This window comes from Arthrobacter sp. P4_F11 (assembly GCF_056401395.1).
The window spans coordinates 93,977-105,887 of the sequence record NZ_JBFUJK010000015.1 but is presented as its reverse complement, the minus strand read 5'-3'; the positions used below and the strand labels follow the sequence as shown (position 1 = coordinate 105,887).

Here is an 11,911-nt window from a genome sequence, read left to right as displayed (position 1 = left end):
CCGCCCGTCCCTAGCGGTCGCCGGCCGCGAGCAGGTGGTTGGGCAGCCGGTTCCCCGGGGCCCGGCCGCGGATTTCCAGCAGTTCGCGGGCGTGGGCGTGGAGCCGGATATCTTCCGCTGACACCGGCACCCATTGCGGAATGGGGACCGAGGTGCCGGTCTCGTCGCGGGCGACCATGACCGTCAGGCAGTACGTGGTCAGGTTCAGCTCGCGCCCCTTGGGGTCTCCGGAGCGGACGTGGACGGCGATGTGCATGCCCTTGGTGCCGGTGTAGACCAGCCGGGCCTCCACCTCTACGACGTGGCCGATCAGCAGCGGCCGGTAGAACCGCACACCGCCGGAGAATACGGCCACGGTGTCCTTGCCGCAGTACCGGGAGGCGCAGACGTACGCAGCCTCGTCGATCCACTTCATGACGATGCCGCCGTGCACCTTGCCGCCCCAGTTCACGTCCGTGGGCGCGGCCATGAACCGCAGCACCACGCTCTCGGCCGTGCCGGCGTCGGTATATTCCTGTCCGCTCATGGCCTCCACGATGTCCTCGCGGACCTTGATCCGGGCCAGCGCGTGGTGCCGCTGTTCGATTTCATCCGGCGTCTCAGGGACGAACTGCGGCACCGGTATGGGCTTGCCGTCCGCGCCCACGGCCACGAAGATCACGATGCACTGGCTGCGCATGGTGGCGGGGCCGCCCTTCGGATCGCCCGAGGACACCACGGTGCGGATATGCATCGAGGACCGCCCGGTGTACACGATCGTGGCCTCGACCTCCACCATGTCGCCGCTGTTGACCGGGTCCGCGAAGTGGATGTTCCCCACGTAGGCCGTCACGCAGTAGGACTTTGCCCAGCCGACGGCGGCGGCATAGGCCGCCTTGTCCACCCACTCGAGCACGGTGCCGGCGTCGACCGAGCCGCTGTGGCCGACATCGGTGGGGGCCGCCAGGAAGCGCAGGGTCACGGAATTGGGCGCATTCTCGCTCATAATGTGAGTTTACTGATTGGCCCGGCAGGCGCCGCCGGCCGGCGACACAATCGCTGTCCGCCGCGCCATAACCACGCCATGACCCTGGAGACACACGACGGCGGGCGGCCACCAAAAGGTGACCGCCCGCCGTCGCGCGCTCCAGGCCGTGAGCTAGGCCGTGAATGCCTTAGGCCAGGACGCGGAGCTTCGAGTCGGCGCGGCCGAAGAGGGCGCGGTCAGCGGAGAACCTGCCCGCACCGACGAGGGCCACGGCTGCGGCGGCGGCCGCCAGAATCAGGACGAGTTCATAGCCGCCGGTTGCGACGAAGACGCCGGCGGAGGCGTGGACCATGAACAGGGCGCCGAGCATGTCCAGTGCGAGGAGGACCGCAAACACGCGGGTGAGCACGCCCAGAATCAGCGCGACACCGCCGACGAGCTCGAGGGTCGCGACGACGGGAGCCACCGCCTGGGCTGCCGGAACGCCCATCTGGGTGAAGGCGGCCTGGGTGCCTGCAATCGTGAATTCGTTGAACTTCTGCCAGCCGTGGGCGGCGAAAAGGAAGCCGGCGATGACGCGCAGGATGGTTCGGGCGGAGGTGGTCAGGGCGGGCTGGTTCATGGGAGATACCGTTTCGTAAGTAGGGGGCGTCGCGGCTCTCAGCCGCCGCGGCTTCGGTTGCGTTCAAGATCCAGTCTTCCGGATATTTAGTTGAAATGTCAACTAAATGACGCGCGGGGTCGATTCAGTGGCCCGGCTAGGGTTAACGCGTGCAACCTTCCCCGCCGCTGTCCACCGCCCCGCCGCCGACTACCGGGCAGCGCCGGGAAATCCTGCGCCTGGCAGTGCCGGCCTTCGGCGCCCTGATCGCCGAGCCGCTGTTCCTGCTCGCGGATTCGGCCATTGTGGGCCATCTCGGCGTAGCCGAACTGGCCGGCGTCGGGCTGGCATCGGCGGTCCTGCACACGGCAGTCGGACTGATGGTGTTCCTCGCGTACTCCACCACCCCGGCGGTGGCGCGGGCCATCGGCAACGGCCAGCTGGCCAAAGCCCTCGCCGCCGGGCGCGACGGCATCTGGTTGGCGCTGCTGCTCGGACTCGTCCTTGCGGTCGCCGGGTTCCTGGCCGCGGGGCCGCTCCTGAACCTGATGGGCGCCGACGGCGAGGTGCATGCGTTTGCCGTGGACTACCTGCGCGGGTCCATGCCCGGCCTCGTGGCGATGCTGCTCATATTCGCGGGCACGGGGGTGCTGCGCGGACTCCAGGACACCCGGACCCCGCTGATCGTCGCCGCCGCGGGTTTCACGCTGAACATCGCGCTGAACCTGGTCCTCGTCTACGGGTTGGGCTGGTCCGTGACCGGCTCGGCTGTTGGCACGAGCATCGCGCAGTGGGCCATGGCGGCCGTCTATGTGCTGATCGTCCGGCGCAATGCCCGCAACAACGGTGTGTCCCTGCGGCCGGACTGGCGTGGCATCCGGGCCCTGACCGGGGTGGGTTCCTGGCTGATGCTGCGCACGCTCAGCCTGCGGATCGCGATTCTCGCCACGGTGGTGGTGGTCACCGCCCAGGGGCCGGTCAATCTCGCCGCGCATCAGCTGGCCATGACCCTCTTCACGTTCTTCGCTTTCGCCCTCGACGCCCTCGCGATCGCGGCCCAGGCCTTGATCGGCAAGGAACTAGGCGCGGCCCGGCCGGTGGCGGCCCGCGCGCTGACGCGCACCATGACCCGGTGGGGGGTCGGCTTCGGCGTCCTGACCGGAATCCTTCTGGCAGCCGCGGCACCGTGGGCGGGCGCCGTCTTCACGCCCGACGCCGAAGTCCGGGCGGCACTGACCCTCGCCCTGTGGGTGCTCGCCGCCGGGCAGCCGCTGGCCGGGTACGTCTTCGTCCTTGACGGCGTCCTCATCGGCGCGGGCGACGCCCACTACCTGGCGATCGCCGGCGTCGTTAACCTCGCTGCCTACCTGCCGCTGCTTCTTGCCGTGCTGTATTCCGGCGCCGGTGCCGGCGCGGGATTGCTCTGGCTGTGGGCCGCGTTCTCACTCGGGTACATGGCGGCGCGGGCGCTGACGCTGGGCCTCCGGGCCCGGACGGACCGGTGGATGGTGCTCGGCGCGCGGTGAGTGCGGGCAGGCGCCGCCGGCAGACGTGCGAAGCGGCGGCTTCGCACTAAACTGGACGGGTGACTCTTCCCGCAGCGCCTGACGCGACCCCTGCCATCCGCGCCGCGGCCGACCTCTTCAAGCCCGTGCTTGTCAGGGCGGCCGTCGCGCTCGTGTTTGGCGCGGTCACCGTGTTCTGGGCGGCGCCGCCCGAATCGGGCATGGGCTGGGCCGGCGGCCTCTACCTGCTGGCCACCGGTGTGGTGATGATCTGGACCGTGCCCAAGACCGGATTCCCCCCGCGGGAAGGCGCTGGCAGGGTCCTCTCCGCCGGCGGGGCAGCCCTGGCCGGAGCCGGCGCGGCCGTGGCCCTGATCCCTGCCCCGCTCGTCTTCGGAACCATCGCGGCCCTGGGCCTGGGTGTGGCCGGCGCCGCGGAGCTGTTCGCGGGCATTCGTGGCCGCGGCCGGTCCGTGCTGGCCCGTGACTGGATCGCCTCCGGCGTGATCGGACTGGGCACTGCGATCTCGCTGCCGTTCTTCATCGGCCTCGGCCCGCACGCCCTCCTCGGCGTTGCCGGCGGCGGGGCTATCATCAGTGGCGTCCTGTGGATGCTGTCCGGACTGACCCTGCGCCATGATGCTCCGGGTGATTCCGCGGAGGCCGTAAACTAGTACCGACAGGTTCTACCCGGCGTAGAACAATGGCGGTAACAAGACAGCCACGCTATTTGCGCGGGCTGCAGGAGGAAAACACCTTGGCACAGCAGAAACCCGGAGCGCCCCGCAGCCTGCGGACCTCGGTCAAGGGACCGCTCATGTTCTCCGCGTTCTGGGCCGTGGTGGTTTTCTTCGGCGTCCTGATCTTCGCCTCGGGCGGCAGCGCCCGCTCGCCCCGGTTCGATCTGGCGCTCATCGGCGCCGGCATCGCGTTTATTGTGATCCTGGTGGTGGCCGCCATGCTGGCCATGAGCCACAAGGAGAATCCCGCTGACCTGGGGAAGGGTTCCGGCGTCAACCTCAGTTCCAAGCGCACGCCCTCCGGCCATGGCGGCCCGTCAGCGCAGCCCCGTCCCGAGTCCGGACCCGGCGATTCCCGGGACGGCGGCCCGCAAGTCTAGCAGCGTGGCCTCACGGTGAGGCCCGACAGGCCGGCCTGACAGTGGGGCTCGACACCGCGGGCCCTCCCGCCGGCACCTTCGGAGTCAGGACGCGGCTTTGCGGGCCCGGTACGCGGCCACGTGCGCGCGGTTGGCGCAGTTTCCCGTGTCGCAGTAGCGCTTCGAACGGTTGCGGCTCAGGTCCAGCACGACGGCGTCGCAGTCGTCCGCGGCGCATACCAGCAGGCGGTCCATTTCCTTGCTGCGGATCACGTCCACGATCGCCATGGCCGCCTCCGTGCTTATCCGGTCGGCCAGCGGCGCCTCCGGGGTGGTGGCGTGCAGGTGCCAGTCCCAGGGTTCGTGCTTGACCAGCTGGGGCAGCGCCCGGGCCTCCCGGAGCAGCCGGTTCACGGTTTCCGCGGCCGCCGACTCCTCGGCCTGCCAGAGTTCGGCGAGCTCGCCGCGGAGCCGCCGCACGCTGGCCAGCTCCGCCCCGTCCCGGGTGCGGGAACCGGTGAAGCCCTCGGCCTCCAGGAAGGCGTCCAGATCCCTGACCGTGGCCAAATGTTCCTCGCCGTTGGCCGCGGTGTTGATGAGGTTGACCACAGAACGCAGGGCAACTTCCGTGTCAGGGGCAAAAACCATCTTGACTCCTTACCTTGCCCGGGCGTAATGTCATGAGCATAACCCTACTTTACTCCTGACAGGAGAATGCCCGTGTCTGCCCCCCAGCGCCCCGTCGCCACCCCGGTCCGAGACCTTGCCGCCCAGCGGTCTGCCTCCGAACCGGGCGGCACCCCGCAGGGAAGCAAACTCGACGGCAAACGGGGAGGCAAGCAGGCCGCCAGGCAGAGCACCACGCGGGCCGCCGCACCATCCGGGTTCATGGCATCGGGGCTGGGTGTCGCACTGTTTTCGTCCGCGGTGTTTGGGCTCTCCGGATCATTCGCCAAGGCGCTCCTGGAAACGGGCTGGACTCCCGGGGCGGCCGTCACGGCCCGGCTTACCGGTGCGGCCCTGATTCTGGCCGTCTTCGCCATGCCCTCCTTGCGCGGACGTTGGCACCAGCTCCGGGACAACTGGCTGACAGTGCTGCTGTTCGGATTCATCGGCGTCGCCGCCTGCCAGTTGTTCTATTTCAACGCCGTATCCCGGCTCTCGGTCGGCGTCGCCCTGCTGCTGGAGTACCTGGCGCCGGTGCTGATCGTCCTCTGGCTGTGGGCCGCCAGCCGGAAACGGCCGCGGCCACTGACCATTTTTGGCACGCTCCTATCCCTCGGCGGGCTGATCCTGGTCCTGGACCTCACTGGAGCCGTCAAGGTCGACCTCATCGGGGTGCTGTGGGGGATCGCGGCCGCGGTGTGCCTGGCCATCTATTTCTTCATCACGGCCAAGGAAAACGACACCCTGCCGCCCATCCTGCTGGCCTCCGGCGGGCTCATGGTGGGCGCAATCGTCATGTGGCTCGCCGCGGCAACCGGGCTGCTGCCGATGGCCTTCAGCACGGCCGACACCCGCCTGGGGCCCTGGGTCACCCCGTGGTGGGTGGCGCTGGGCGGCCTCGTGGTCCTGGCCACGGTGGTGGCGTACGTGTCCGGAATTGTCGCCGCGCGGGCGCTCGGGTCGAAAGTCGCGTCCTTTGTCTCGCTCACCGAGGTGCTGTTCGCCGTCATCTGGGCGTGGCTGCTGCTCGGCGAACTGCCCGGACCCATCCAGCTCCTGGGCGGCCTGCTGATTGTCGGCGGGGTGGTGCTGGTCCGGCTGGACGAACTCCGGGCCCCGTCCGGCACCGGCGCGGCAGCGCTGGACCACGCAAACGACTGCGAGCCCGTGCCGTAGTCGGTTGTCCGTTCGGGCCCGGGCACCTCGTTCCCAGGGCCGAAGGAATCTCAATCGGGACTGTCAAGGACCTTGTGCAGCGAATATTTCATTCGCTGATCAAAAGCCCCGCCAGGCCGTGATCCTTCAAGTGCCGGGCTTCTTCGGGGCAGACCGGTGCGGCGTCCGGGAAGACAACCTGGCGCCCATTGTCGAGCTGCAGCGGTGGAATGACATCGTCAGTTCTTTCGAGCATCAGCCATGACCTGAAGGGCAGACCGCCCTTAGCATGGAGATATGTGCCGAAATATCCGGACCCTCCACAATTTTGAACCCCACGCCACCACCGCAGAGGTGGAGGCCGCCGCGTTGCAATACGTGCGCAAGATCAGCGGCAGCACCAAGCCGTCCAAGGCCAACGAGGAGGCCTTCAACCGGGCCGTGCATGAGATTGCCCATGCGACGCAGCACCTCCTCGACTCCCTGGTAACCCACGCCCCGGCAAAGGACCGCGGGGAGGAAGCGGCCAAAGCCAAAGCCAGGGCAGCCATCCGCTATGGCGCGGCCTGAGGCGGGGCGCCCGGCCTCAGGCCGGACTACTTCCCGAAGCTGCGCAGCCGCAGGGAGTTGGCCACCACCAGCACGGAGCTGACGGCCATGGCGGCGCCGGCGATCATCGGGTTGAGCAGGCCCAGGGCTGCCACCGGGATGCCCACGGCGTTGTAGAAGAACGCCCAGAAGAGGTTCGTCTTGATGGTGCCGAGCGTCCGGCGGGAAAGCTCGATCGCCTGCGCCACCTGTCCGAGGTCGTTGCCCATCACCGTCAGATCGGCTGCCTCGATGGCGACGTCGGTGCCGGAGCCCATGGCGATGCCCAGGTCCGCCTGCGCCAGCGCCGCGGCGTCGTTGACGCCGTCCCCTGCCATGGCCACAGTGCCGCCGGCCGCCTGCAGCTTCCGCACGGCCTCAACCTTGCCCGCCGGGAGCACACCGGCTAAGACGTCGCGCGGGCTGATCCCGACGGCGGCCGCCACCTGGGCAGCCACAGCGGCGTTGTCGCCGGTCAGCAGGATCGGCCGGAGCCCGAGCTCCCGGAGCCGGACAACTGCGGCCGCGGAACCGGGCTTGACGGTGTCCCGCAGGCTGATGATTCCGGCGATTTCACCGTCCACGGCAACCCAGACGGCCGTGGCGCCGGAGTCTTCGGCGGTACCCAGCGCCTCGCGCTGAGCCGGGGCCGGAGCGACGCCGGACTCCAACAGCCAGCCGGTGCGCCCCGCGACCACGCGCCGGCCGTCGACCGTGCCATCGACGCCGCCGCCGGCTGCGGAGCGGAAGCCGGTGACGGCGGGGAGGCCGGCGCCGTCGTGGTTCACACGCCCCGCCGCCGCGCCCAACGCCGCAGCGGCGATGGCCCGGGCGATCGGGTGCTCGGAGGCGTTTTCCACTGCCCCCGCCAGTCGCAGGACCTCGGCTTCGCTGTGCGGCCCGAAACTTTGGACGCCGTCCACGGCAAGGCGGCCGGTGGTGACGGTCCCGGTCTTGTCCAGCAGGATCGTGTCCACCGTCCGGGTGTCCTCGAGGACTTGCGGACCCTTGATCAGGATCCCCAGCTGGGCGCCCCGCCCGGTCCCGGTCAACAGTCCGACGGGGGTGGCCAGCCCGAGGGCGCAAGGGCAGGCAATGACCAGCACGGCGACGGCGGCGGTGAAGGCGGCCCGGACGTCGTCGGCGCTGACGGCCGGTGCGGCCGCAATGAGCCAGGCCCCGAAGGTGAGGGCGGCGATGACCAGGACGACCGGTACGAAGACGGCGCTGATGCGGTCGGCGAGCCGGGCGATGGGTGCTTTTCCGGTCTGCGCCGCGGAGACGAGCCTGCCCATCTGGGCCAGGGTGGTCTCGGACCCGACGCGGGTGGCGCGGACCAGGAGACGGCCTGAGGTGTTGATGGTGGCCCCGGTGACCTGGCTGTCCGGGCCGACTTCCACGGGCACGGATTCGCCGGTCACGAGGGAGGCGTCCACCGCAGAGGTACCGTCGATGACGACGCCGTCGGCGGCGATCTTCTCGCCGGGGCGGACCACGATCACGTCTCCGAGGGCCAGCTGGTCGGCCGGGATCTTGTGCTCGGTGCCGCCGCGCAGGACAGTAGCGTCTTTTGCCCCCAGGTCCAGGAGGGCCTTGAGGGCGTCGCCCGCCTTCCGTTTGGCGTTGGCCTCGAGGTAGCGGCCGAGCAGCAGGAACGTGGTGACCACGGATGCGACCTCGAAGTACAGGCCGCCGGAGCCCATGCCCTCCGCTGCGGGATGTTCGGTCATGCCCGGGTCGGCAAGGAGTTGCCCAACCGAAAACGAGTAGGCGGCAATCACGCCGATGGATACCAGGGTGTCCATGGTCGAGGCCAGATGCCGCGCGTTGATGGCCGCGGCGCGGTGGAACGGCCACGCCGCCCAGGCAACCACCGGCAGGGCCAGGATCGCGGCCACCCAGCCCCAGTTCGGGAACTGGAATGCCGGGATCATCGAGATCGCGAAGACCGGGACGGTGAGTACGGCTGCCACAACCAGCCGCGGGCGAAGAGAGGGTGCGGCTGTGCCGGCCGGAAATTCGGTGCCGGCCGGGAGTCCTGCGTCCTCCACCGGCGCGCCCGGGTACCTGGCGGACCGGACCGTGGCCTTGTAGCCCGCGGCCGCGACAGTGGCGGTGATCTGGTCGTCGGTGATGTCCGCCGGGACGCTGACTCGGGCGGACTCGAGGGGCAGGTTGACGCTGGCCTCGACGCCGTCGAGCTTTCCGAGCCTGCGCTCGACCCGGTTGACGCAGGAGGCGCACGTCATGCCCTCGATATCGAGGTCAATGACACGGCTCCCGGCCTGGTCCAACAACTGCTCGCTGCTCACGGCGCCCTTCTTTTCCCGCTCGATTGGTTTTCTGCCGTTCCGGTGTCTGCGCCCGCCCGGCGCTGTTGTCACTCAGGCTTCGCTGGCGACCACGAGGTAGCCGGCTTCGGCGATTGCCTCGCCGATTTCGGAGGAGGACAGTGCTTCGCTGGAGGTGATCGTGACGGTGGAGATGCCGCCGGCGTTGAGGTCGACGTCGATCTTTTCGACGCCGGAGAGCGCCTCAAGTTCTTCGCTGACAGAGGACACGCAGTGGCCGCAGGTCATGCCGGAAACGTTGACGGTGGTGGAAACGGGGGCCATGGGGTGCTCCTTGTCGCTGGGCCGGGTGTGGTTCCCCGGCCCGGTGGTGTGGTGGGTGGTACGGGTACTAGCGGAGCAGGCGTCCGATGGCATCGGTGGCCTCCTTGACTTTGACATCGATGGCCTCCGCCCGAAGCTCCGGATCCGGTTCGGCGGCGGCGCCGACAACGCAGTGGCCGATGTGCTCTTCGACGAGCCCGAGGCTCACGGCATGAAGGGCCTTGGTGACGGCGGCGACCTGGGTGAGGATGTCGATGCAGTATTTGTCCTCGTCAACCATCCGGGCGATGCCGCGGACCTGCCCTTCGATCCGCTTGAGACGGCGAAGGTAGGCGTCCTTGTTGGACGTGTAGCCGTGTTCATGGGGCGGGGCGTCAAGGGGAACAGTGTCCAGACGCGCCGTGCCGGGGACTTCTGACTCGCTCATGCCCTCAACATATACCCCCCAGGGGTATGTTTCAAGCCCGCGCCCCGGGCAGACGCAACATGTGGAATGTTGCGCAAAACAAAGAGCTCCGGAGTGCGTTATTGGGGGATACGCACTCCGGAGCAGCTTTGGGGTAGGCCGTTCCTCCGGCCTACAGATCGAGCTTACTCGCCGGTAGTGGGGTAACACCAGCGCTCCGAATAAGTACTTTCGCTTTACTTTCTTCCTGCCGGAGCGGCGGCCGGAACCATCAGGATCGGACGTTCCTGATGGTGGCTGAGCCACGCCGCCACGGAGCCGTTCAGCGCGGCGGAGATGCGGTGGCCGATGCCGCGTTCGGGGGTCCCCACCACGATCATGGCTGCGTTGGTGTCCGCGGCCAGCCTGCCGATCGCCCGGGCGGGATCCCCGGCCAGGGTGCGCAGCGTCCAGTCGATTCCCAAGGGCACGCAGAGTGCCTCAACAACGGAACGCAGCTCCTGGGCGGTGGCCCGGATCCGGGCGTCGTCCGCGTCCGGGTGCAGGGACAGGCGGTGCGCGGACCGCGCCGGATCCCACTCCACGAGGTAGCTGGCCTCGTCCACGTAGGCGCAGATCAAGGGCGCGGCGAGGGACTTCGCGAGGGATGCCGCCGTCTGCAGCACTTCCGGATGCTGTCCCGGAACCACACCCACTACAAGAGGCGCCGGGCCGTGGGCGGAGTCGTCAGGCATACTTCATTCTGGCGCCGGGGTGCGGCCCTGAACAGGGGCTTACTTCCCGTTTGCCGGCCCGGGACGGTGCGGGCGCCGTTTGCCGCGGCCTCCCTTGAACAGCCCGGGGGTGGGGCCTACGGTTGAAGGACACAGGAGGAGGTGGCCGCCGTGGAGATCTACATGTGGTGGTTGGATCTGGATTTGGCGAGCAAGGAATGGCTTCGGGAAAACCTGCGGACCATCGAACTGCCCGAGGCCGTGCAGCGGGGAATCGCGGATGCCGGCGGGCCCGGTCCGGCTGAGCCGTCCGCCGGCGTGGCCGTATTGACGGCCGCGGACTGGGACTTCATCGAGACGCAGTCGGAGTTCGTCGACTGAAAGATGCCAACGGCGCGGCAGGGCGTGCCGGCGGGCGCCGGGAGAAAACCGTTGCGGCCTTCCGGCGGGGATGGTTGCATGGACCCCATGGCTACTGCAGAGAGTTACGTCCTGGCGATCGGGACCAAGAAAGGCCTTTGGCTGGCGACCAGCCAGGACCGGAAGGACTGGTCGCTGTCCGGACCGCATTTCCTGATGAGTGAGGTGCCCAGCATCGCCATCGATACCCGCGATGACAGGACCCGGATCCTGGTGGGGGTCCGCTCCGAGCACTGGGGTCCCACGGTTTTCCACTCAGATGATCTCGGCGGAACCTGGACTGAACCCGAAAACGGCGCCATCACGTTTCCCGACGGCACCGACGCCGCCCTGGAACGGATCTGGCAGATCTATCCCGACGCCGACTCCCGCCCGGGCGTCGTGTGGGCGGGCTGCGAACCGATCTCGGTCTGGAAATCCACCGACGGCGGCGAGCACTTTGAGCTCAACCGCGGCCTCTGGGACCATCCGCACCGCAGCGAATGGGGCGCAGGCTATGGCGGCGCTGCGGCGCACTCGATTGTCGTCGACCCCACGGGCGAGAAAGTCCACGTCGCCATGAGCACCGGTGGGGTCTACCGCTCGCTCGACGGCGGCGCCTCCTGGGAGCCGCGCAACAAGGGAATTTCCGCGTACTTCATGCCCGATCCCAACCCGGAATTCGGCCAGTGCGTTCACAAGATCGCGGCCGACGCCGCCGTCGACGGCCGCCTGTACGCGCAAAACCATCACGGCGTGTACCGCAGCGACGACGACGCCGAATCGTGGGAGTCGATCGCCGAAGGGCTGCCGGCGGACTTCGGTTTTGTGATGCTGACGCATCCGCGCCGGGCCGGTACCGCCTGGGTGGTCCCGCTGAAGGCTGACGGCGAACGTATCCCGCCGGACGGGAAGCTGGCGGTGCACCGGACCGATGACGCCGGTGCCAGCTGGAAACGGCTCGATGCCGGGCTGCCGGAAGCCGAGTACAACGCCGTGCTCCGTGATGCTGCCAGCGTCGACGGCGCGGAGCCTGCGGGCGTCTACTTCGGGACGCGCGGCGGCAGTGTCTACGCCAGCGCTGACGAAGGAGAACACTTTACCGAGGTCGCCTCGCACCTGCCGGACGTGCTGTGCGTGCGGGCAGCCGTGGTCTCCACTGCCCTGCTCCCGGCGCAGCCGTGAAGGGGTAAAAAC

The 11,911-nt window shown here is 68.8% G+C and carries 15 protein-coding genes; 7 read left to right on the top strand and 8 right to left on the bottom strand.

Annotated elements, in window-relative coordinates:
* Positions 1-10: 10 nt before the first annotated feature.
* Both AC1DRO_RS16620 and AC1DRO_RS16615 read right to left on the bottom strand, forming a co-directional pair.
* The gene (locus AC1DRO_RS16620; RefSeq protein ID WP_476951673.1) at positions 11-985 is read right to left on the bottom strand and encodes an acyl-CoA thioesterase; all 975 of its coding nucleotides are present in this window, start codon (positions 983-985) and stop codon (positions 11-13) included.
* Between the two features lie 169 nt (positions 986-1,154).
* Positions 1,155-1,589, bottom strand: coding sequence for a DoxX family protein (locus tag AC1DRO_RS16615; RefSeq protein ID WP_476951672.1), 435 nt, complete (start codon positions 1,587-1,589; stop codon positions 1,155-1,157).
* 149 nt (positions 1,590-1,738) lie between these two features.
* On the opposite strand from AC1DRO_RS16615, the gene AC1DRO_RS16610 reads away from it, so the two are divergent.
* The 3 genes from AC1DRO_RS16610 to AC1DRO_RS16600 all read left to right on the top strand — a co-directional run bounded on the left by AC1DRO_RS16610 (position 1,739) and on the right by AC1DRO_RS16600 (position 4,193).
* Complete coding sequence (locus AC1DRO_RS16610; protein ID WP_476951671.1) at positions 1,739-3,094, top strand: MATE family efflux transporter; 1,356 nt, start codon at positions 1,739-1,741, stop codon at positions 3,092-3,094.
* A 59-nt stretch (positions 3,095-3,153) separates the two neighbouring features.
* Positions 3,154-3,747 carry a hypothetical protein gene (locus AC1DRO_RS16605; protein WP_476951670.1) on the top strand — a complete coding sequence of 198 codons (594 nt, stop codon included), beginning with the start codon at positions 3,154-3,156 and terminating at the stop codon, positions 3,745-3,747.
* An 83-nt stretch (positions 3,748-3,830) separates the two neighbouring features.
* Positions 3,831-4,193, top strand: a complete 363-nt coding sequence (locus AC1DRO_RS16600; protein ID WP_476951669.1) for a hypothetical protein — start codon at positions 3,831-3,833, stop codon at positions 4,191-4,193.
* An 84-nt stretch (positions 4,194-4,277) separates the two neighbouring features.
* Here the strand turns inward: AC1DRO_RS16600 and AC1DRO_RS16595 are convergent, their stop codons facing one another.
* Positions 4,278-4,820 carry a CGNR zinc finger domain-containing protein gene (locus AC1DRO_RS16595; protein WP_476951668.1) on the bottom strand — a complete coding sequence of 181 codons (543 nt, stop codon included), beginning with the start codon at positions 4,818-4,820 and terminating at the stop codon, positions 4,278-4,280.
* 240 nt (positions 4,821-5,060) lie between these two features.
* Here AC1DRO_RS16595 and AC1DRO_RS16590 point away from each other — a divergent pair, with 240 nt between their 5' ends.
* Positions 5,061-6,014 carry an EamA family transporter gene (locus AC1DRO_RS16590; protein ID WP_476951696.1) on the top strand — a complete coding sequence of 318 codons (954 nt, stop codon included), beginning with the start codon at positions 5,061-5,063 and terminating at the stop codon, positions 6,012-6,014.
* An 88-nt stretch (positions 6,015-6,102) separates the two neighbouring features.
* Here AC1DRO_RS16590 and AC1DRO_RS16585 read toward each other — a convergent pair whose 3' ends face one another.
* The gene (locus AC1DRO_RS16585; protein ID WP_476951667.1) at positions 6,103-6,249 is read right to left on the bottom strand and encodes a hypothetical protein; all 147 of its coding nucleotides are present in this window, start codon (positions 6,247-6,249) and stop codon (positions 6,103-6,105) included.
* A 41-nt stretch (positions 6,250-6,290) separates the two neighbouring features.
* On the opposite strand from AC1DRO_RS16585, the gene AC1DRO_RS16580 reads away from it, so the two are divergent.
* On the top strand, positions 6,291-6,563 hold the full coding sequence (locus tag AC1DRO_RS16580; protein WP_028277626.1) for a DUF2277 domain-containing protein: 273 nt from the start codon (positions 6,291-6,293) through the stop codon (positions 6,561-6,563).
* Positions 6,564-6,589: 26 nt separating this feature from the next.
* Here AC1DRO_RS16580 and AC1DRO_RS16575 read toward each other — a convergent pair whose 3' ends face one another.
* The 4 genes from AC1DRO_RS16575 to AC1DRO_RS16560 all read right to left on the bottom strand — a co-directional run bounded on the left by AC1DRO_RS16575 (position 6,590) and on the right by AC1DRO_RS16560 (position 10,336).
* On the bottom strand, positions 6,590-8,893 hold the full coding sequence (locus tag AC1DRO_RS16575) for a heavy metal translocating P-type ATPase (protein WP_476951666.1): 2,304 nt from the start codon (positions 8,891-8,893) through the stop codon (positions 6,590-6,592).
* Positions 8,894-8,965: 72 nt separating this feature from the next.
* The gene (locus tag AC1DRO_RS16570) at positions 8,966-9,196 is read right to left on the bottom strand and encodes a heavy-metal-associated domain-containing protein (RefSeq protein WP_243178110.1); all 231 of its coding nucleotides are present in this window, start codon (positions 9,194-9,196) and stop codon (positions 8,966-8,968) included.
* Between the two features lie 67 nt (positions 9,197-9,263).
* Positions 9,264-9,623: a metal-sensitive transcriptional regulator gene (locus AC1DRO_RS16565; protein ID WP_230012592.1), complete on the bottom strand. Its 360-nt coding sequence runs from the start codon at positions 9,621-9,623 to the stop codon at positions 9,264-9,266.
* A gap of 215 nt (positions 9,624-9,838) precedes the next feature.
* A complete protein-coding gene (locus AC1DRO_RS16560; RefSeq protein WP_476951665.1) occupies positions 9,839-10,336 on the bottom strand; it encodes a universal stress protein in 498 nt (165 codons plus the stop codon).
* Between the two features lie 150 nt (positions 10,337-10,486).
* Here AC1DRO_RS16560 and AC1DRO_RS16555 point away from each other — a divergent pair, with 150 nt between their 5' ends.
* Positions 10,487-10,696 carry a hypothetical protein gene (locus tag AC1DRO_RS16555; RefSeq protein ID WP_476951664.1) on the top strand — a complete coding sequence of 70 codons (210 nt, stop codon included), beginning with the start codon at positions 10,487-10,489 and terminating at the stop codon, positions 10,694-10,696.
* A 78-nt stretch (positions 10,697-10,774) separates the two neighbouring features.
* Positions 10,775-11,899 (top strand): WD40/YVTN/BNR-like repeat-containing protein, encoded by a 1,125-nt coding sequence (locus tag AC1DRO_RS16550; protein ID WP_476951663.1) that lies wholly within the window; start codon positions 10,775-10,777, stop codon positions 11,897-11,899.
* Positions 11,900-11,911: the final 12 nt, after the last annotated feature.